The organism is Streptomyces herbicida (genome assembly GCF_032656585.1).
Lineage (GTDB): Bacteria > Actinomycetota > Actinomycetes > Streptomycetales > Streptomycetaceae > Streptomyces > Streptomyces herbicida.
Window position 1 is genome coordinate 62,400 of record NZ_JAUYWJ010000033.1, and the last position, 20,847, is coordinate 83,246.

15 protein-coding genes are annotated in these 20,847 nt (G+C 71.3%); 4 read left to right on the top strand and 11 right to left on the bottom strand.

All coding sequences use genetic code 11. The features are described 5' to 3' along the window. Positions 1-46 precede the first annotated feature (46 nt). From Q8A52_RS43555 to Q8A52_RS43600, 10 genes are all read right to left on the bottom strand, one after another. Positions 47-2,686 carry an ATP/GTP-binding protein gene (locus Q8A52_RS43555; protein WP_316762910.1) on the bottom strand — a complete coding sequence of 880 codons (2,640 nt, stop codon included), beginning with the start codon at positions 2,684-2,686 and terminating at the stop codon, positions 47-49. After that, a complete protein-coding gene (locus Q8A52_RS43560; protein ID WP_316762912.1) occupies positions 2,662-3,315 on the bottom strand; it encodes a hypothetical protein in 654 nt (217 codons plus the stop codon). Before Q8A52_RS43560 ends, Q8A52_RS43555 begins: the two co-directional genes overlap by 25 nt. Continuing rightward, positions 3,312-4,379: a C40 family peptidase gene (locus tag Q8A52_RS43565; protein ID WP_316762917.1), complete on the bottom strand. Its 1,068-nt coding sequence runs from the start codon at positions 4,377-4,379 to the stop codon at positions 3,312-3,314. Before Q8A52_RS43565 ends, Q8A52_RS43560 begins: the two co-directional genes overlap by 4 nt. A gap of 80 nt (positions 4,380-4,459) precedes the next feature. Next, complete coding sequence (locus tag Q8A52_RS43570; protein WP_316762920.1) at positions 4,460-7,291, bottom strand: hypothetical protein; 2,832 nt, start codon at positions 7,289-7,291, stop codon at positions 4,460-4,462. 1 nt (position 7,292) lies between these two features. Then, entirely contained in the window at positions 7,293-7,652 is a 360-nt protein-coding gene (locus tag Q8A52_RS43575) for a hypothetical protein (RefSeq protein WP_316762923.1), read from the bottom strand. Further along, a complete protein-coding gene (locus tag Q8A52_RS43580; RefSeq protein WP_316762927.1) occupies positions 7,649-10,342 on the bottom strand; it encodes an ATP-binding protein in 2,694 nt (897 codons plus the stop codon). The genes Q8A52_RS43575 and Q8A52_RS43580 overlap by 4 nt, the downstream gene beginning before the upstream one ends. Next, positions 10,339-10,905 carry a hypothetical protein gene (locus Q8A52_RS43585; protein ID WP_316762930.1) on the bottom strand — a complete coding sequence of 189 codons (567 nt, stop codon included), beginning with the start codon at positions 10,903-10,905 and terminating at the stop codon, positions 10,339-10,341. The genes Q8A52_RS43580 and Q8A52_RS43585 overlap by 4 nt, the downstream gene beginning before the upstream one ends. Then, positions 10,902-11,237: a hypothetical protein gene (locus Q8A52_RS43590; RefSeq protein ID WP_316762933.1), complete on the bottom strand. Its 336-nt coding sequence runs from the start codon at positions 11,235-11,237 to the stop codon at positions 10,902-10,904. The genes Q8A52_RS43585 and Q8A52_RS43590 overlap by 4 nt, the downstream gene beginning before the upstream one ends. After that, positions 11,234-12,169: a conjugal transfer protein gene (locus Q8A52_RS43595; protein ID WP_316762936.1), complete on the bottom strand. Its 936-nt coding sequence runs from the start codon at positions 12,167-12,169 to the stop codon at positions 11,234-11,236. The genes Q8A52_RS43590 and Q8A52_RS43595 overlap by 4 nt, the downstream gene beginning before the upstream one ends. A gap of 853 nt (positions 12,170-13,022) precedes the next feature. Beyond that, positions 13,023-14,183: a S53 family peptidase gene (locus tag Q8A52_RS43600; RefSeq protein WP_316762938.1), complete on the bottom strand. Its 1,161-nt coding sequence runs from the start codon at positions 14,181-14,183 to the stop codon at positions 13,023-13,025. A 524-nt stretch (positions 14,184-14,707) separates the two neighbouring features. Between Q8A52_RS43600 and Q8A52_RS43605 the strand changes: the two genes are divergently transcribed. Both Q8A52_RS43605 and Q8A52_RS43610 read left to right on the top strand, forming a co-directional pair. After that, positions 14,708-16,189: a hypothetical protein gene (locus Q8A52_RS43605; protein ID WP_316762941.1), complete on the top strand. Its 1,482-nt coding sequence runs from the start codon at positions 14,708-14,710 to the stop codon at positions 16,187-16,189. Positions 16,190-17,620: 1,431 nt separating this feature from the next. After that, positions 17,621-17,878, top strand: coding sequence for a hypothetical protein (locus Q8A52_RS43610; RefSeq protein ID WP_316762944.1), 258 nt, complete (start codon positions 17,621-17,623; stop codon positions 17,876-17,878). On the opposite strand, the gene Q8A52_RS43615 is transcribed toward Q8A52_RS43610, so the two are convergent. Continuing rightward, positions 17,875-18,663, bottom strand: a complete 789-nt coding sequence (locus Q8A52_RS43615; protein WP_316762946.1) for an IS5 family transposase — start codon at positions 18,661-18,663, stop codon at positions 17,875-17,877. The two genes, Q8A52_RS43610 and Q8A52_RS43615, sit on opposite strands and share 4 nt — an antisense overlap. Positions 18,664-19,286: 623 nt before the next feature. Between Q8A52_RS43615 and Q8A52_RS43620 the strand changes: the two genes are divergently transcribed. After that, positions 19,287-19,826 (top strand): (2Fe-2S)-binding protein, encoded by a 540-nt coding sequence (locus tag Q8A52_RS43620; RefSeq protein WP_316762949.1) that lies wholly within the window; start codon positions 19,287-19,289, stop codon positions 19,824-19,826. Continuing rightward, the gene (locus Q8A52_RS43625; RefSeq protein WP_316762953.1) at positions 19,823-20,818 is read left to right on the top strand and encodes an FAD binding domain-containing protein; all 996 of its coding nucleotides are present in this window, start codon (positions 19,823-19,825) and stop codon (positions 20,816-20,818) included. Before Q8A52_RS43620 ends, Q8A52_RS43625 begins: the two co-directional genes overlap by 4 nt. Positions 20,819-20,847: the final 29 nt, after the last annotated feature.

Below are 20,847 nucleotides of genomic sequence, written 5' to 3' on the forward strand. Positions count from 1 at the left end.
GCGTGGGCGCGGGTGTCGGTGTGGGCGGCGCTGGGTGGGGTGGTGGTCACAGGTATTCCGTCTCTTTGTGCAGGCTTACGGGCGCCCGGGTGGGCGTGGTGGTGGGGGTGTGCTGGGTGAGGAAGGCGGTGACGCGTTCGAGTTGGCCGGCGGCCCGGGTGGTGAGCTGGTGGAGCGGCTGGGCTCGGGCGTTGGCCAAGGCGGCGCGTTCGAGGTCTGCGGTCTTGTGTGGCTGGGCGTGGTCGGCGAAGACGTCGTCGAGGTGGGGGCCGGTAATCCGGACGGGGCCGAGACGGCGGCCGTGGACGGTCAGGGACATGTAGTGCTCGTACCGGTCCAGGGCGGCGACGACATCAGAGCTGGGCGTATCGCCCCACTCTGCGGTGATCGGGGCGATCGCGGACTGCGAGCCCGCCGTCGTGGCCAGGGTGGAGGCGTTCTGCACCAGGGACAGCCGTACCGGGGCAGGCAGACGGGCCAGCAGCTGGGTCATGCCGTGGACGTGGACCTTGTACTTGCGGAAGTCCTCGAACATCGCCGCGATCGTCTCCGGGGCCGCGCCGGTGAGCGTGATCAGCTCGTCGAAGTAGGGGCGGAACGGCACCCTTTGGTGTTCGGGGGTGTCGCGGCGGGAGCGCACGGCGCGCAGCAGGTCGCGGGCGAGCAGTGCCGTGAGTAGCCGGTCGGTGGGCCCGTTCCCGCCGGGGCAGACCCACACGATCTTGTGGTGGTCCATCGCCCATCGGATGTTGTAGACCCCGATGGGCTGTCCGAGAAAGGCGCGGGCGGTGGGGTGGGCGGCCAGGCGGGCGATCGGGTTGAGGACGACACCGAACGCATCGACGGGCAGCGACGGGAACACGGTCTGCCACCAGGACAGCGTGTCCTCGTCGAGCCGGCCGGCCATGGCGGCAAGCGCCAGGCTGCGCAATCCGGGGTCGGTCAGCAGCGCCCGCACATGGAACAGCGTCATTTGGTCTTCGGGCCGCCCGGCCTGGCAGGCCGCCGCGTTGACGGCGGTCAGGACGGTCAGGGCGTGGGTGAGGATCGTCAGGGCGCGGGGTGCAGTGGCGTCGTCCCAGCCCAGGGCTGCGGCGAAGCCGTCGCAGGCCGCTTCGACCACCTCGTGCGCTCTCTGGCCCTGGTGCATGCCGAGCGGATTCCACGAACTGATCTGCGGGGCTGGGCCGATGGCGTTGAGGTCGATCAGCGCGATGCGTGGCAGGAGGTGGTCGTGGGCGAGGAAGGGCAGGGCGCGGGGCCAGGAGTCGCGGTGCGGGTCGAGGAACATCAGCCCGCCGCCGGCGTGGGCCCAGCCGATCGCCTGGGCCAGGGCACGTTCGGTCTTGCCGCCGCCCGCCTTGCCCACCCCCACCTCGAACAGCGTCTCCTTGGCGTAGGTGGCGACCAGGCGCCGGCGACCGTCCGGTGCCCGGTAGATGCCCTGCAGCAGCAGCTCGGGGTTCCCGAATTCGAAGGGCGGCAGGTCCGCTGTGAGCAGCGGCAGCCGGCAGTGCACGGTGGGCGGCTTGAGCAGCCCGGTCACCTCGTCCAGACGGACCCAGTTCGCGCGCGGCGGCTGGCAGTGCCCCAGGCGCCAGCGGCGCTCGAAACCGCGTCGGCTGGGCCACCGGTCGGCACCCACCCGCCACGGCCCGATCCGCCAGCCGCGCATCGCCCACCGCGAGCGCCCTCCGAACACATCGAGCGCGGCCTGGAGCTGGGCGAGCCGCGCCTGGGCGCGGCCCTTGGTGTTCGATGCGCACATCACCAGCAGCTGCACCCGCACGAGATGGTCGTCGTCGGCGAGCTTGCCCAGGGCCTCGGCCGGATCGACCCGGCGCGGCACGGGCGGCATGACCAGACGTCGTTGCCCCGGCGAGCCGTGCGTGCCGCTGGCGAGCTGCTGCAGCTGCCAGGTCAGTGAGTCCTCGATGCCGGCGGCATCCCGGCGCACCCAGCGGGCCGCGCGCTGTGCCTCACGCCGCTCCGCCCGGCGGGCGGCACTCATCAGGTGCAGGCGCCGCGCCCGCAGCACCCATTTGGGGGCGCGCTGGAGGTCGAGCCGGACCTCGGCGAGGTCGCCCAGCTCGGGCTGCAGGTCGCAGACTGCGTCGATCAGCGGCTGCAGCGGGTCCGGGACCAGTGGGACATCGCGCAGCGGGGCGGTGGGCTTGCCGCGGAGGATGAACTCCGCCCGCACCACGTGCTCACGGGCCTTGTCGGCGATGGGCCGGGCCCGCCTTACGGTCACGTTCGGCCCGAACGGGGTGATCGACAGCAGGCGTTCGCCGCCGGCCGGGCCTTCGATGCGGTAGCGCAGTGGCGCGGTGCCGTCGGCGCGCAGCCGGATCTGTACCGCCTTCGTGCGGCGTGGCGCCCACCACGGCATGCTGGTGGAGGCCCGGGCGAGCTGGACGCCGCGGCGGAAGATCTCCTCGAGGCTGGGATCGAAGTGCCGGGCGGGGACGAGTTCGAGGGCCATCCGCTCGGCCGAGGCCTTACGTGCCAGCTGGCGCACCACCATCTCACTTGCTGCCCACCCGGCGATGATGGCCGCAGCCGCCAGCCACCAGTGGGTGACCAGCCAGCCGGGCGTGCGGACGATGCTGGTCAGCAGGCCGAGTACGGGGCCGGCCGCCATTTGATCGGCCTGGTCGGTCAGGTAGGGGGCAACGGAGTCCACGCAGGTGCTCCTTTCGTCGAGGTGGTGCGGGTGAAGTGCCAGTCGGTAATGCGGCCGTCGGTGTAGGTGCCGCCGCGGTCGGCGCCCGCCCACACCAGGTGCACCACCGCCCGGTCCGCACGGCCGTCGCGGCGGGCGATCGCCGCCTGGATCCTGAACCGGCCCGTACCGAACGCCGGGGCCAGACCCTGGCCGGAGTGGGGGAAGACGCCAGGCCACTTCGCGCGGCCGATCCCGGTGGCGTCTGCGCGCAATAGTGCACGCGCGTCGGCCAGCAGTTGGTGCGCGTCGCGGGCGGGGAGGTCTGCGGGCCAGGCCGCCTCCAACGCGTGCTGAATGGCCCGATCATCGGCGACGCCCTCACCGCGCGGCGGCAGCGCCGACGCGCTGGTTGACGCTGTCGGCGGCCTCGCGGCTGCGGCAGTTGAGGGCACGCCCGTGCCAGCAGGGCCTGCGCTGGGGGAGAGCGGTGAAGAGCGTGGCTGAGACGCGGTCGTCGGCGCCGCCGCTGAAGGAGTGGGGGTGCCCGGTTGGTGCGGCACCGTCATGAGGGCCAGTCCGGCCCCGGCCAGAACCATGGTCGTGATCAGCAGAAATCGCGGGGAGCGCGGGGAGGGCAGCGTGGTCATAACAGGCGGGCTCCTCCCGCATAACCCGGCATGGCGTCGACCGCGTCCAGCCGTACGACCGTGCCCGGACGCGCGGCGTTGACCATCTGTCCGCCACCGACATAGATCCCGACGTGGTAGATCGTGGCGTCGCGGCCGGGGGCGTAGGCGTAGAAGACGAGGTCACCGGGTTTCAGGACGCTCGTGCCGAGGCCGGCGGGGATCCATCGGCCGATACCGGCCTGGGCGGCGGCGGTTCGCGGCAGGCGGATGCCGGCCCTGGCGTAGGCGTAGGTGGTCAGCCCGGAGCAGTCGAAGCCCTTAATGGCGGTGCCGCTCTTGCCGCTGGGCGAGCAGCAGATGCCATAGGTGGGGCCGTGGGCGTTGCCGCCGCCCCAGGAATAGGGCACACCCCGCTGCGACAGGGCCGCCTCGAGGACGGCGCGGACCGTGGCGGGCACGTTCTCCAGGCCCGGGCCCCGGGCGGCCGCGGTGTACTGGTCGATCCAGCCCAGCACGTTCGCCACGTACTCACCCGAGTGGTTGTACTGCAGGAGCGCCGCCTTGAGCTGGGCCCGCTTGGTCAGGTCGCGGCCCTTGCCGCACAGGTAGACGGCCGCGCCGAGCGCGGCGTCATCCGCGTTGTGCGGGTCAGCCGTCCTATCGCCATTCGCGTCCTTGCCGACGCTTTCCCAGGTGGAGGGCAGGAACTGGAACGGGCCGACGGCGCGCTCCCCGGTGGCGGTGCCGTCCCACGTGCCGTGGTCGGTGTCGGGGAAGGCGGTGGTGTTGCCGCCGGTGCCGGAGCCGTTGAGGAGGACTCCGTAGATCTTCGGGCGGATGTCACCATTGTCGGCGATGCGCCGGCCGATGGCGTGGTTGGACTCGACCTTCGCGATCCCGGCCAGGATCGGCCATCGCATCCCCCGACACGAGGGCACATACGTCCCGACCTGATGGACGGCCCCCTTGTACGCGGCCAGCATCCGGGCGGGGATGTCCGCCGCGGTGCCGCCGTCGGCGATCCCGCCATCGCCGGTCGCGGCGGACTTGAGCGCGGCATATGCGCTGATCGCGTTCGACATGGGGGCAGCGCAGCACACAGCGGCGAACAGCAGGGCCACCCCCACACATCCCCACCGCCCGATGCGGCGACGGGCCGCTCTCACTCGTCCTCACCGTCCCCGTCTTCGGTGTGCCACTGCGCCCGCATCCGGCGCAGTGCTTCGGCCTGCCGCGCGCGCTCGTGCAGGTTCGCCCGCGGCGGGGGAGTGCTGTGGTCCGGCAGCAGGGCTGCGGGCCCGTCGCTGAAACGCGGCCGCGCGGAGCCGGTGCCGCGCTGGGCCGACGGCGTGCCCGGGGCCGGGCCAGCTGGTGCTGCGGATGAGGACGGCGGCTGGCGCCGCGCGGGCGCCGTTGCGGGTGTTGCACCGGCCGGGCGCGGGCTGGCGGGAGGCCAGCCCGTCGGGGTGGGCACCGTGCGGGCCGGGCGCGGGCTTGCGGGGGGCCAGGAGGTGCCGGGGCGCGCGCTGGAGGTGGGCAGGCGGCGCCCGGCGGCCGATCCGCTGCTGGCGGTAGGCGCACCCATGGAGCCGCCGGAGGCGGAATTCGGTGTGCTCGGCTGCTTGCGCGGGGTCGGTGACGGGACGCGGCCGGAACGCCGCCAGGCGTCTGTGTCTTCGCGGATGGTGTTGCCCCACACCTGTACTTGTTGGCGGGCGTCGTGGGTGTAGCGGGAGCCGCCGGTGCGGGCACGGCGGACGGTGGAGGGCAGACCGACCGTTGCCCCGTACGCGGCCCGTCCGGCCCGGTGCAGGATGCGGTAGCCGCGAAAGCGGACCAGCCGGTTGTGGGCGCGGGTGGACAACAAGGTGCGGTCGGTGCTCTGGTCATGCAGGACTTCACCCGTGCGGCAGTCGACGATCTGCCCGGCCTCGTTGCGGTGCCGGTCGGGCGGACCGCCAGGACGGCCAGGCCCACCCCCCGAACCACCCCCCGGACCGCCGCTCGTAGCGCCGCCTGCACCACCGTCTGCACCATCGGGCAGGCCGCGGGTGTGGGGGCCGCCGTCGGCGGTGGGCTTGCGCCACTTGGCCAGTTGCTCCTTGTCCGGGCGGCGGCCGATCAGCAGCCAGTGCGTACCCTTCAGACCGAGCCGCGTGCCCAGGCCGCCCACGGCGGCCGCGGCGGTGAGCGGGGCGAGACCGCGCCCGGCTTCGGCGGTGGCATCGGCGAGGATCCCGCCGGTGTCCACCGCCATGCCCGCCCCATCGACCAGGGAGGCCAGGGCGCCCATCAGCTTCTGCCGGGTGCCGAGCATGCCGAACCGGCCGCCTCCGCCGCGGGTGAAGGCGCGCAGTCCGCCGCCGTACCCGCCCAGCGCGGAGGGGGAGTTCAGGGCGAGGGCGGCGCCGAGCTCGCTGGTGTCGCCGGGCAGGTGGGTGCCGCCGATTTTGGCGTAGCGCATCCGCATGGCCATGCGCCGGCCGAAGGACGTGATCCCGGTCAGCAGGCGGCGGTGTCCGGCGGCGCCGGCGATGGCGAGGACGTCGATCAGCAGGATCCGCTCGACCATCAGGTCGGGGCCGTGGGTGATGGTGGCGTCCACGGCGATGCCGAAGAACGGCACGAACGCGCAGATCCCGACCAGCGCGATGATCGCGATCCCCCACAGGGACAGCCACTTCCACACCGCCTGCCGGGCTGGTCCCGGCAGCATGCCCGCAATGAACGTGATCCCGCCTGCGGCTGCGGCGGTGGCGCAGATGCCCTGGGTGCCCAGCAGCACGATCGCGGCCGAGAGGAGCATGCCGCAGATGAACAGCGCGGCGATCAGCAGCAGGGCGGCGCCTCCGACCCGCCACCAGGTGGGCTTCTCCGCGTATTGCGCGCACGACTTGCCGACCGGTCCCGCCTGTTTCATGTCGTGCAGGAAGGCGGCGAACGAACGGTCCTCGTCGGTGACGATCGCCTGGGAGGAATCGAGGAGTTCGCCCCCGGGAGTGAGCTCCGGGAGAGTGTCGCCCGTGTCGCGGTGCCCGCCGTCGACGTCACGCTCGCAGTACTTTTTGAGAGGCCCGGCGATCAGGCCGCAGGCGTCCTTCGCTTTCTTCGAGGGGCCGTTCGGCAGATACCCGCCGGTGACCCACTTCAGGTGGACGGCGTAGGCCTTGCGGTCGGCAGGCTTCGCGGGGTCGAGGATCCGCCCGTACTGCAGCAGCATGTACGGCTTGACGATCAGCGCGTTGGTGACCGAGTCCTGCAGGGGCCGGGCCACCTCCGCAGCCGAGACCGGGCCTTCGCCCTCGCGCTGAAGGCATTTGAGTTCCGCGTTGCCCGCCAGGCCGTCGCACGGGTCCAGGCTGGCGAGCTTGCCGCCCCAGTCGTAGGAGTTGACCGACTGCTGCGCGACCTCGGCCGCTACCTGCTCGGACTGCCCCACCGGCCCGTCCTGAGCGAGGAGGTAGTCGGGGCGGACGAACGCGGAGGCGGCGAATGCCCCGATCAGCAGGGTGAGGAAGATTTCTCCCAGGCCGCGGCCGACCTTGCCGCGCACGATCATGAAACCGGCGAACACGAACGCCCAGGCCAGCAGCAGCCCCTTGATCCCGAGCGTGTCGACCACCACGTGGTCGTAGACGCCGGCGACCTTCTGTGCCGGGGCGGTGAGGATCTTCAGCAGCGGGAACCGGAAGGCCAGCTCGATCGCCCACCCGGCGAGCCCCACTAGGAGCCGGATCAAGGTGAACAGGCCGGACAGGGCAAAGGCCAGGGCCTGGGACTTGAAGGCGACGATGGAGCCGCCCTCGGCGTTCAGCTCGTAGCCGTTGATCGGCACCCCCTCGGAAGAGGTGATGTTCAGCGGGGCGAGCAGGTCTCCGCTCTCACTCGTGCTGCTGGCCGCGTAGACAACCTGGGTGTTGACCATGAGGAACACGGTGGTGAGCAGCAGGACGAAGCCGGCTGAGCGGAGCGTGCCGCGGTCTGGACGCCTCATGTCAGCGCCGCCTTCGCTCAGAGGAGGTGCGACGCCGCCACATCACGAGGGCAGCGGCGCCCGCGCCGGCGGGGACCATCCGCCATGCCGCCCCGGCGGGATTGGGGTGTGTGTGCGTGCGGTTGTGGGTGTCGTGCTCGCAGTACGCCTTGGCCGGTCCCGTGATCAGGCCGCAGGGGTTCTGGCGTGCGGGGCGGGGGTCGGTGGCGAAGGCCTGCCCGGTGTGCGGCCACCATGTCTCTGGCACGCGCACCGAGAGGGCCAGGATGAGTACGCCGACGGCTACGGCGGTCAGGGCAAGGACGCTCGCGGCCGCGGCCGCGGCGGTGCGGCGGGAACGGCGCCAGGTGGAAGTGGTCACCGCACGTGCTCCGTCGGACGGGCACCGGAGTGTTCACGGGAGTGGGCCTTGGGCGCTGGGGGTGAGACGGTGCCCGTGCGGCGTCCCGGGGTCGTGGTGATGGATGTGGCGATGCGTGCGATGCGGGGGATGATGACCTTGACGCGGCCGGTGTTCTGCCGGGGGCAGGTGATCAGGAACTCGCCCTCCCGGCCCTTGTGGCCGACCGGGGACAGACCGGTGGTCACCAGCCTCAGGAGTTCGGGATCGCTGGCATCCAGGCCGAGGAAGTCAAGTCCGCGGCGGGCGCGTTCGCGGTCGGCGGTGCGGGCCAGTGCCCGGTAGGCCATCAAGCCGCGGTCGGGGCCGAGTTCTTCGGCGTCGTGGGATCCGGCGATGAGGCCGGCGCCGTGCTTTCGGCCGTCGTGGAGGATCTCGTGGACCAGTGCGGTGCCCTCGGCCGAACTGGTCAGCCAGTACAGCTCGTCCAGCACCACCGCGGTGAACCGAGCGGGATCCTCGAATGCGGTCTGCCGGGCGATCGCCGCGATCAGGTACAGCACCGCCCGGCCGATCAGCGCTTCCAGCGGCTGCTGGTGGAGGACCTCGGGTTTGTCGAACGCTGTCTTCGGCGGCAGCTTCAGCCCGGTCGTGGTGATCACGATCATGTCGGAGGCGGTGGAAGCGTCGAGCCGCACTGGCGGCAGCGCCGGGTCGAACACCATCGCCGCCAGGGAGTTGGTGGCCACGACGCGGATGAGGCCGGCAAGGGTTGCGGCGGCGTCCTGCCGTTTGCCCACCTTGCCTGCGGCCATCTCCTCGAGGACTTCCAGCACGCGGTGCATGGAGGGGGCGTCGCTGGCGGCGGCCTGTTCGACGGCGTGGTGCAGGACCTCGCCGTTGGTGCTCATCGGCCCGATGCCGAGCTGCAGGGTGAGGTAGGACAGGGCGTAGTGGCGGCCCTCGGGCCCGTCGAACATGCGCAGGGGGTCGATGGAGACCTCGGCCTGGGCGGCGTCGATGATCTGGCAGCGCCCGGCGGCTGCGGTGCGGGCGAAGGTCGCCCACTCACGCACCGGGGTGCGGTCGATGCAGATGGCGACCCCGCCGCGCGCCCACACCGCTTCCGCGATCAGTTTCTCCAGGACGCTCTTTCCCGCGCCCAGGTCCCCGACGATGCCCATGGAGGCGGATGCGTCCTGCTTCGGTGCGTCGGCGACGTTGATCATGACGGGGCGGGCGGTGCCGCAGTCCAGGTCGATACCGAGGAACATGCCGTTGGGGTCGCCGAGCTCGCCCACGGTGAAGGCACCCGACAGGGCCCAGTCTTCGGAGACCTGGTGCTGCGTGAATTCGCGCACCACACCCGGGCGGACGGTGCCGGGCAGGCCGAGCGTGAACAGGGCCTCCTGCAGGCCGGCCGGGCGCACCGCCCGGTAGTCGGCGCCGCTGAGCAGCGCGGCCAGGGCCCGGGCGCGGGCGTCGCAGACGGCGGCGGTCGGCCCCCACACGGTCGGCACGGTCACCGACTGCACTTCGACCTCGACCGAGGTGCGGGACAGGCGGGCATCCAGCTCGCCCAGGTCGTGGGCAGCGTCGGTCAGGGAGGCGGGCATGCCGGTGGGACGGGCGTCGTACTGGTCGGCCTGGTCGATCAGCTCGTTCTTCTTGCGCCGCACCTGGTCCCGGGCCTTCTCCGCGGGAACCAGCGTGAGATCGACGGTGTAGTCGACGGGGAAGTCGAGGGTCTCCAGCTGGGCGAACAGGTCGGCGGCGTCCTGGCTGACGGCAGGCGGGCACTCGGCCAGCGCCAACTGCGCCTGATAGCCCACCCCGGCGTCAGACTCCACCTGCAGCCAGCGGCGCCGCAGCGGAGAGGAGGTCTTCTGACGCCACCAGGCCTTGCGGCCCGATCGCGCGATCTGGCCGGTGCCGATCGGGTCATCGGCGTCATCGAGGGCGGGGTCGACGCCGCCCTCGTGCAGGCGGACCTGTCCGAGGTCGGCATAGCTGGGGGAGTGCAGCATTGCGCCGCGGAGCTGCCCGGCGTACAGGTCGCTGGTCTCGGCCTCGGTGAGCAGGGGCTCCGCGAGGCCGCGGTGGAGGGCGTGCTGGATCATCCACACGATTTCCGCCGGCCGGGCGGGACGGAAGGCGACGCCGCCGGCGAGCGCGGCCTGCACGCGGGAGGCCTGCTCGCGGTAGGCGGTTACCTCGCGGCGTGATACGGGCGCGGCCCGCATGCCCAGCATCGGCGCGACGTCCGCCCACATTGCCCCCAGAGAGGCGGCCACCTGCCCAGTGACAGCGTCGTTGCGCAGCGGCACGGCCAGCCACAGCGTGCGGTGGTGTATCTCCTGCCCGTCCAGCAGGTCCAGCGTCGCTTCGACGTTCTCCACCCACGGGTGCGGGCCGCCTGCATCGGCCTGGTCGCCGGGTTCGATGCCCTCGATCATGCGCAGGGCGATCTCGCCCGGGTCGACCTGCGCGCACAGCCCGAACAGACGTGGCGCCCCGGTCAGCGAGCGGACCAGATGCGTGATCTTGGCGAGCTGCTCGTCGCGGACCGCGCTCGGCACGTAGGTGCCCTGCACGCTCTCCTCCCGGTGGCCGCGCTCGTCCGGGGCGGGGTGCAGCCGGTAGACGGCCCACACACTTCCCTGTGTCGACCACACCAGGTGCCCGGCAATGTGACGGATCGGCACCCTCACTGTGCACCCCCGCTCTGCTGGGCGAGTGCGAGCAGTTGCTGCACTCCCGACACCGGTCCTGCGGGCTCCGGGCGTGCCTCGGATGCCGGACCCTGCTGCCGGGAGGTACGGGATGCTGGACTGCGGCGTGGTCTGCGGCCGGGTGCGGGCCGTGCCGGCACAGGTACCGAAGGCGGGGAAGTGTCGTCCTCGATGGTGAAGCCGCCGACGAGCACGCGGGCGCCGCGGTCCCGGGCAGCGCGCCCGCGGATCCGGCCGCCTTGAGGTTGCCACGTGAGCAGCAGCCACCCCAGCGCAGCCTGCAGGGGGGCACGTCCCTTGATTTTCGGGCGGCGTACCGCCCAGACCGCCAGGACCCAGGCGGCGATCGGGACAGGGCCCATCCATGACCAGATCGGGATCGTCTTGACGAGGAGGAAGCCGCCGATGACCGCGACCGCGATCTGCGCGGGCGTGTAGGGGCCGAGCGGGATCTTCCAGTCCGCGACCTTCCCCAGCACCCACGGGTGGCGGCGGGCGGCAGTGTAGAAGCGCCCTACTCGCTGTGCGGCCTGTGCGCTCACAGCCGGCCTCCCGCGCTGTCCTCGGCGGCGATGGGAGCGCTGCTGCGCACGATGCCGGGCACGGCGGGAGCGCCCTTGGAAGGGTTCTTCACCTCGTCGGAGAACATGTCCGCCAGGTCGTTGCGCGAGTTGTACAGGCCCAGCGCGATCACCATCAGCAGCAGTGCGCCGATCCCCGCTTTGAGGCTGAACTTCTGGATCATGATCACGACCACCAGGCAGACCAGGCCGGCCTGCAGGCCCTTGGTCGCCCACTCCTTGAACATGGTGATCCACGAGTCGCCGAGGTCGTTCAGCTGCCCGGCGAGCACCAGAGCGTCCACCGTGTTCACCGCCCGCCCCCGTTCTGCGCGGTCCCGGACTCCAGTGCCTTCACTTCCCACCGGCCCGAGCGGGCCTTGAGCGTGAGCTCGTACGCCAGCGGCCACCGCCCGGCCTCGTCGCGGGCCTCGACAGCCACCTGGACACGGACTTCGGTGCCGTCGGCCGGGACGGCCGCGGCGGCCGCGGCCTCCTGGGCGGCGAGTACCTGCTGGACGGTGACCGTGGTGTAGGGGGCGGGGGAGACGGCCGACAGCTTCACGCCGGGCGCGAGATAGCGGTCGACCTCACCGGCACCGGTCAGGTACGCGGCGAGAAACTCCCCGACCGCGGACGACAGATCACCACCGGATGGCACGGTCACCGAGTAGGGCGACTTCGCCGCCTCGGCCCGCACCGGGCCGGCCACCACGCCGGGCGCGCCGGGCACCGCGAACGATTCGCCCGCACCGTCGGCGGCCACCGGCACGACGTAGTAGCACACCGATCCGTCGGCGTACTGCGCAGCCACGGTCACCGACCACACGCCGTCCGCGCGGCGCGCACTGCGCACCGCGGTGACCGATGCCAGCTTCGGTTGCGCATCGGCGGCCGGGTCGGGCAGATCGACGTTGGGTGCAAGCGAGTGCGCAAGCCGCGCCTGCGCACTCGCGGCGTCATCCGCGCCGCTGCGCAGCCACGCGCTGAGGAACAACTGCGCATAGCCCGCCGGGTCGGCTGCCGCTGACGCATTGCGCACCGTGGTGGGCTTGGCCGCGGGGGCGGCTGCAACGGTGGTGGGGCCGGACATCACCGCAATTCCCAGGGCGACGGGCCCGGCTGCGATCACGGTGAACAGGGCCAGCCTGGACAGGCGTACGCGCCGTCGTATCCGTTTCAGCCCGATACCCGAGGCCATCGGGGCGGCAGCCTGGCTCTCCGGGGCCTGCTTGCCAGGAGACATGATCCAACTCCCAGGTCAGAACGTGTACTTGCTGACCTTGAGGAAACCCGCAGGCCCCGACCAGACCATCGACCATGAGACCCCGACCACGGTCACGATGGGGACACAAAACGCGTGGTCGGGCTCATGGTCGGCCTGACCACAGCCTGACCATGGGTCTCGAACGGGTCGGGCGCGACGGAGCCGACGGCTGGGGCGGCGAGTTGCCGGGACGATCCGGAGACAGCACAGAGGCCGGAGCCGCCCAGAGTTCGGGCGGGGATGCTCCCGGAAGTCTGCTGCTGTTGCCCGGTTGCGCACGCTGTGGCGAGTGCGCATCACCGAGGCCGACCGCTATCGGCGGTGTGCGCCGTCAGCGGCGCGTGCCGAATTGCGCAGGACCTCGGAGTCGTTGCGCAGCGGTATGCGCAATGAGTACCGGATCAGTTGCGCAGCCCGGATTGCGCATCCCTGCTCAAGGCCGTGAGGAGCGCTGGTCGGCCCGACCACGGTCCCGATCGAAGGGTAAAGCGCGTGGTCGGCGTCATGGCCGGGCCGACCACAGGCCTGACCACGGCTTCGGACGAAGGAGAGCTGCGGCCTGACGACGGTCGTGATGGGGACACCGAGCCCATGGTCAGGGTTATGGTCGGGCCGACCACAGTCCCGAGCATGGTGCGCAACCACGAGCGCCTGCCGCAGCACAGTGGGCCCAGATCACCTGGCCGCCGTCACCCCTGATGATCCCCCTCTCACCGGGACGCAAAGAGCCGGGGCCGCTTGCCCATGCCGTCGCCTCGGCTCGGCCGAGCAGCCTGAACCACCGGATCGATCAACCGGCCGTGCAAGGTTCACGTCCCCTGCGCCGGCGGGCTCACCTCTGGCCTGCGGCCGCCGCGACACGGTCCGCGCCAGTGTTTCCCCATGCGGGCGCTTTCAGGCCGCGGATGCCGTTGGGTGTGCCGATGCCGGTGACCAGGTCGTATCCCGGCAGCGCGGAGAAAGCGCCGGCGGTACCGGTGACGATGTCGTGGAAGTGCCAGGGCCGGGCGTAGGGGTAGGTGTTGGGACGCTGGGTCGGGCCGGGCTGGCCGGCCAGGGTGTACATGCCGGCGACCAGCGGCGAGGACAGGCTGGTGCCGCCGGCGACCTGCCAGCCGACGGTGGGGTTTCCGGGGGTCGAGCAGTACACGGCAAAGCCGGTGTCAGGGTCCGCAACGGCGGAGACATCGGGGGTGGCGCGGTTGGTCAGGCACAACAGGTCATGCTGGAAGGACGGTTTGGGCTCGTACAGCGAGCAGCCGCCTCCGGAGCCGGACCAGCCGCTTTCGCTCCATCCGCGCCGGTTGTGCGCGCGGGTCAGTTTGGTACCGCCCACCGAGGTGACATTCGGGGAGACGGACGGGTACACCGGTACGCCTCCAAGATCGCCTGAGGCGAAGGTGTAGGCGATGCCGGGGCGGAAGTGGTTGTCGAGTGTGCCCTCGGCCGGCTGCTCTGCGATGGCCCAGCTGCCGTTCACGGCCGTCACGCCTGGCAGGAAGCTGGCAATGTCGACAGCCGGCATGAGAGAACTGACGATGAAGGCGGTGGGAGCCTCGACGAGGGTGATTTTGCAGTCCGGGCAGGCGGCGCTGACGGCTTGGACGTCGATCGCGGCCTCAAGAGCCCAGATGGGGTCGACGGTGCCGGGCTTGACGCCGGTGGAGTAGACCTTCTGGAAGCATCCATTGGCGGTGGTGCACGGCGGGAGGTGGAACTGCCGGCGGTAGACGGCCAGGTCCTGCTCGGCGGTGGGGTAGTCGTTTGCGACGACGATGGCGACCTTTCGCCCGCTCCCGCCGTGCCGGGGCAGTTCGTAGGCGCTCTGGATGTCGCGCGGCGACAGTCCCTCCGGCTGCTGGCCCGGTCCGAGGACCAGGGTCCCGGGCACATCGGTCCGGATCATCGCCAGGCAGAACGCCCGGTCAGGATCGTGCGTGTCCGGGCAGACCCGCCGGGCCGTCGGGGTCCGGCCAGCGCCCGCACCGGCCATGCCTGTTCGGTGGCCGTCGACCGGCGAAGGCCGTGACTGAGCCGGCGCGGATCCGGCAACCACACTCGCCACCACCACAGCAGCGGCGACCACAGATCTGAGCACACGCACCCGCATGACGCCCCTTCAAGAAAGCAGGCAGAACCCCACTTCGAACGTCACTGTGCTCATGAGCGCGGCTCATTTCGGACGATCGACACGCGATCGCCCGACGGACGGCCCAGCATCTCCGCACCGACAGCGCACATCCCCCACCCCCGGCCGGCCAAACGGCCAAGGCCGGGCAGTTCGACCCGAGCGCGCCGCTGCAGGCACTGACGAGCACTGTGGTCAGCTTGTGGTCGGCCCGACCATGGACCCGACCACGGCAGGCGAGTGTGCTCGTTGTCGGATCGTGACCGGTGGTCGGGGCTCGTGGTCGTCATCGTGGTCGGGGGTGCCGAGTGAGCTACGGGTATGGATCCCACGCGTCTTCCCCCACCCGCCCGTACTGCCCTGCCTGCATCCGCGATGAGTACCAGGGCGTGAGCGGGCGCGCTCATGGCGCGCGGAGGATCGCGATGAGCCGGTTCGGGCCGGGCATCCGGCGCGGGGCGATGGCAGCCGATCAGTTCACCCAGATCGCCAACGCACTGTTCCGCGACAGCCGGATCTCCTACCGGGCGAAGGGAATCTTCGGCTACATCAGCACGCACCGGGACGGCTGGCAGGTGACCGTTGCCGCGCTGGTAGGCCTGGGCCCCGATGGACGGGACGCGGTGCGCGCGGGGCTGAACGAACTTGAGAGGTACGGCTATCTGGTCCGTGAGCGGATGCGCCGCCTCAACGGCACACTCGGCGAGATCGTCTACTCGATCACCGACCGACCAGCCGCCCACGACGTCCCCACCCTGGAGGCGGCCACGTCACCCGCCTTACCGGAGGCCGGCGACGGCGGGGCCGATGCGGGGATCCGGCGCGAGGCGATGGCAGCCGATCAGTTCACGCAGATCGCCAACGGCCTGTTCCGTGACAGCCGGATCTCCTACAAGGCGAAGGGGATCTTCGGGTACATCAGCACGCACCGGGACGGGTGGACGGTCACTGTTGCCACCCTGGCCCGCCACGGCCGCGAACGTGCGGACGCAGTGACAACCGGCCTGGGGGAGCTGGAGAAGCACGGCTTCCTGCTGCGGCAGCGCGACCGCAACGCCGACGGCACGCTCGGCCCCGCCCTGTACGTCATCACCGACCTGCCCAGCCGGCATTACACCAGGCCAGCGCCAGAGTCGGGTTATCCAGGATTGGCTGGGCCAAGGTTGGCTCATCCCCTCACTAAGAACACCATCAGTAAGAAGACCATCCAGCAGAACACCAGCCCCCTCCCTCCGTGTGCCCGCGACGACGTCACGGCGACACCCTCAGTGACGGACCAGTGCGACATCACGCCGCCCGTGTCGCCGGCGGACGACCTGCATCCCGGGATCCGGCTGCTGCTTGAGATCGGGGCAAGCCGTCCGGAACTGCTGCTGACGGGGAAGGCACTGATCGATCAGGGCCGTGTGGCCACCGTGATGATCGACGCCGGCTGGAGCTCCGAGCAGTTACGCCACGTCATCACCGATCGGCCCCTGCCTCCCGTGGTGCGCACCTCGGTCGGGGCGATCATCGCCGCCCGGCTGCGGGCCGCCCAGGCTTACCCGCCGCCCGCCATGCTGGAAAGCCAACCATCCCGCAAGGCTCTTGGGGATGAGCCATGTGTGCGGCCGGTGGCCGAGCAGTCATCCACCGCGCCCGCCACCCGCACCGTGAGCCAGGCCCTGACCCACCGGGCTCTCATCGAATGCGCCGGCTGCGGCCTGCCCGGACGCGTCCTGAGCGAAGACCTCTGCCCGGCCTGCCTGGGCTGGCCGCCGTGCCGCACCTGCCCCGGACCCACCCCCAGGCGCGCCCACCCCGACGGTGACGGCCGCTGCACGACCTGCGCCTCCGCCCGCACCGACGAACCGGAAAGAAGCAACCAGTGACGGATACACGCCGCACGCCGCCACGCTCCGCGCCTGCGCAGCACCGGCGCCCATTCACCCACGATCCGGGCCAATGGGAGGCTGAACGCCCACGCGTCCTGCACACTCGCCACGTCCGCGATACCGCATGCACGACCGGGTGCGAGCCGGTCCTCGTGCACGAACACCCCTGGTGGGGCTGGCTCGCCTGGACCGTCCCCGGTGACGCCACCCTGCCTGACCGGCCGCGTCACGTCGGTCTCGCCCTGGGTGCGACCCGCCTGCAGCGTCTGTCCTTGCGGTGGCTGACCCGCCGCCCCGCCCGGCGCACTGCCCTGGCCTCGGCTGTTCCCGACTCTCTGAGGCTCACTGCTGCCGTCCTCGCTCTCATCGGTCTGGTCACCGGCCTGTTCGCAATCGCCCATGGAGTCCGCGTCGGCGTCGCGCGGAATGGAAGGGACCGTGAGCTTGCCGGTGAGGCCGCGGCTGGTGGTCCAGGACAGGAAGTAGCGGATCGCGTAGGTGCGGGTGTTGCCCGCGTCCAGCCATCGGTCGAGGTGGTCTTGCCGAAGTCCGCCCAGGTCGGCTTCGCCGCAGCGGCCGCTTCGCAGGCACCAATTTCAGGGGCATCGCCGATGACGAAGAACTCCAACGCACGTACCGGGCAATCCTGGCGCGCCTGTCCTGACTGCCGAACCGCAGAAATGAGTGGCTGACCCAGCCGCGAAGTAGGTCCAGCGGTCTGGAGTGCCCGCCCCTCGGAGGAGGCGCCGAGCGAAGCAGCTGCCCAAACCCGTGATCAATCTCAGCGGCACTTCCTGGACGCACCACCCGGATGTGGTGTAGCCGTGACTGAGTCTGCCTGCCAGGGGTGCGTGACCTGGGTGGGGTGCGTTGTACGGGCGATGCGCCGACGCCTGCAGCTCGACCGCAGGACGGTCATTGACGTGGCCCCGATCCCGCCCGGCATCGGGGCCGCGTGGCCCTTTTCCAGCGGTTTGAATAGATCAAACGTCGGGACCAGGCCCGCAAGAGGGGCGGAACGGGGTGATCCGCTCGGCTCACGTCCGATCCGTTCGCCACGAGGGCTGGAGTGCTCAGCCCTGTCCACGCGGCGTCAGACGCCATCCGCTTTCCGAACGTGATCGTTTGGTTCGGGCTGGGTAGGCATGAACTCCGGCTGGCGGCGGGAGAGATGGGCGTGGTTCGTCCGTTCGTCTCGCTTGTGGAGGTGGCTGGTGGCGTCAGTACTCGGTCTGCTGGAGGTCCGGGAGAAGAAGGTCCGGGAAGAGGTCGCGCGGTTGCGGGAGGAGGCCGAGCGGGTGCAGGCCGCCCTCGGCGAGGCGGAACGCGTACTTCAGCGTCTTGCGGATGCCCGTGTGACGGTGGCCGAGGTGCTGGCCGAGCCGCCGTGTGCGGTCGTGGAGCCGGTGGTGAGTGCGGTGGCGGGCGGTGGTGCCCAGACGGGCCGAGGGGATGACGGCGTCGGTCCTGCCTGCGGACTACCAGCGGATCATGTCCGTGCTGGAGTCGGCTGCGGGCCGGGAGGGAATGCGGTGTCAGCAGTTGGCCGCGGCCCTGGGCCTGCAAGCGGTCCCGGCGAAGGTCGAGGGGCTGCGGTCGAAGGCGAAACGCCTGGTGGAACGAGGGTGGGCACTCCAGACACGGCCAGGGGTGTTCACCCCGCTCGGGACGACGGCCGGCTGCTAGGCGCCAGGGCGGCGCCCGACCAAGCGGCCGCTCATGAGCATGGTCATCGACCACAGCACCATGGCCTCATGCATGGCAGGCAGCGTCTCGTAGTCGCGCACCAGGCGACGCGAGCGCATCAGCCAGCTCAGCGTCCTCTCCACCACCCACCTGCGCGGCAGCACCACGAATCCCGTCACCGCATGCGACCGTTTGACGATCTCCAGGGTGAGCCGGAGTTTCTCGCGGGCCCAGCCGACCAGGCTCCCGGCGTATCCGCCGTCCGCCCAGATGAGACGGACGGAGAAGTACTGGCGTCGTAGCCGCTCGAGCAGGGGCACGGCGGCGTCGCGGTCCTGCACGCTCGCCGCGGTCACCGCCACGGCCAGGACCAGGCCAAGGCAGTCCACCACCAGGTGCCGCTTGCGGCCGCCCACCTTCTTCCCTCCGTCCCAGCCGGACGTGGAGCGCGGGATGTTCGCCGCTGCCCGCAGTGACTGCGAGTCCACGATCGCGGCTGTCGGATCCACCGTTCGTCCCTCCTTCTCGCGCACGCGGTCGCGCAGTCGGTCGTGGAACTCGGCGAGCAGACCCGTCACCTGCCAGCGGCGGGCGAAAGCGTGCACACGCCGGTACGGCGGGAAATCCGCGGGCAGATTGATCCACTTCACTCCGTTGTCGACCACGTAGCGGATTGCATCCAGCATCACGCGGTGGCAATAGCCCTCCGGCCGGCCGCCCCGCCCTTCAAGCCACGCGGGCACCGGCAGCACGGCCCGGACAACCTGCCATTCAGCGTCCGTCATGTCCGAGCCGTAACACCGCACGCGCTCCGGCCCGTCCGCCGCGTTGCCGAACCTGTGCGCGAGACAGTCACACGACAGGGACGGTGAGTTGGACTCCACCGGCGCGAGCGCGAAAGACTGCAGCAACAGGGCCTCCTGGTGCTCGTTGGCTTCGACAACCCCGAGCTACCGCGAGGCCCTGCCTTCATGCACCAACCGCACCGCGATCACCCGATCAAGACCCTTGTTCGACCTGACAACCCCGTTGACCGGTAAGCGGATGGCGTCTCAGTGCGTCCCGCCAGCCCTCTGACCAGGTGTGACTCTGGCTCGCAACCTACGAACCGGAGTCACATTGGGTGGAGCGAGCAGCTGAACCTCGTCACCGAGCACGGCGCCGACCTGGACGCGGCGGCGATGTGGCGGGCGCTGGAGACGGAGATCGGGCCGAGGGACGAGGTCGAGTCCGCTGCGTCGCTGCTGGACGATGACCGAGCCCTTCCCGCCCCCATCGCCGGACCGGCCGACCGGCCCGGCGACGGGGGCCGCGGGGTGCCCTGGAGTGGCCGGGACGTGTGAGGCGTCGCAGCCTGGATACGCGGTGTGCACGGACACCACGACCCGTCCGGAAGACCCTCCTTGCCATGACCAGCGAAAAACCGCTCGACCCGCACTCGAAGATCACCCTCCGGGTCAACGGCAAACCCCATACCCTGCTCGTCGACCACCGGCGGGTCCTGCTGGACCTGCTCCGCGAGGACCTGGGCCTCACCGGGTCCAAGAAGGGCTGCGACCACGGCCAGTGCGGCGCCTGCACCGTCCTGGTGGACGGGCGCCGCGTCGACGGCTGTCTGCTGCTCGCCGTCACCCTCGACGGCAGCGAGGTCACCACCATCGAGGGCCTCGGCGGCGACGGCGAGGAACCGCACCCCCTCCAGCGGGCCTTCCTGGAACGCGACGCCTTCCAGTGCGGCTACTGCACACCCGGGCAGATCTGCTCCGCCGTGGGCATGATCGCCGAGGCCGCTGCCGGTCACCCGTCCCACGTCACCGACCCGGCGGAGCCCTCCGGCCGGCCCGTGCCGCTGGACGGGACCGAGATCCGCGAGCGGCTCAGCGGCAACCTGTGCCGGTGCGGCGCCTATCCGCGCATCGTCGAGGCGGTGGAGGACGTGATCGGGTGAAAGGCTTCGGATACCTCAGGCCCACCGGCGTCGAGGAGGCCGTCGAGGCCTACGCGGCCCACCCTGGCGCCCACTACCTCGCCGGCGGCACCAACCTCGTCGACCTCGTGAAACTCGGCGTGGAGACCCCTGGCGTCCTCATCGACGTCGGCCGGCTGCCGCTGGACTCGGTCGAGGAACTGCCGGACGGCGCGCTGCGCGTAGGCGCCACCGTCCGCAACAGCGATCTCGCCGCCCACCCGCTGGTCCGCGACCGCTACCCGGTGCTGTCCCAGGCGCTCCTCGCGGGCGCCTCCGGACAGCTCCGCAACGCCGCCACGACCGGCGGCAACCTGCTCCAGCGCACCCGCTGCCCCTACTTCCAGGACCTCGACAAACCCTGCAACAAGCGGCAGCCGGGCAGCGGCTGTGGTGCCCGCGACGGCGTGCACCGCGATCACGCCGTGCTGGGCCACTCCCCGCACTGCATCGCCACCCACCCCTCCGACATGGCCGTCGCCCTGGCGGCCCTCGACGCCCGGGTCGAGCTGTACGGCGCCGAGGGCGGGCGCAGCATCCCGGTGGCCGACTTCCACCGGCTGCCCGGGGTCCGTCCGGAGCGGGACACCGAGATCCGCCCCGGTGAGCTGATCACCGGCGTCCTGCTGCCGGCCGCCCGGGCTGGTGTGCCCTCCGCCTACCGCAAGGCCCGCGACCGTGCCTCGTACGCCTTCGCCCTGGCCTCCGTGGCCGTCGTCCTGCGGGTCGCGGACGGCGTCGTGGGCCAGGTGGGGCTCGCCTTCGGCGGCCTCGCCCACCGGCCCTGGCGAGCCCACCACGCGGAGACGGCGCTGCTGGGCGCGGCGGCGACCCCCGAGGCCTTCGAGGGCGCCGTGGCCCTGGAACTGGACCGCGCCGAGCCGTTGCGCGACAACGCCTACAAGGTGCCCCTCGCCCGCAACCTCGCCCTGGACGTCCTGAACCGCCTCGCCCCCGCACCCGCGACGGCCTGACCTCTTCCGGACCCGGCCGACCCCAGGAG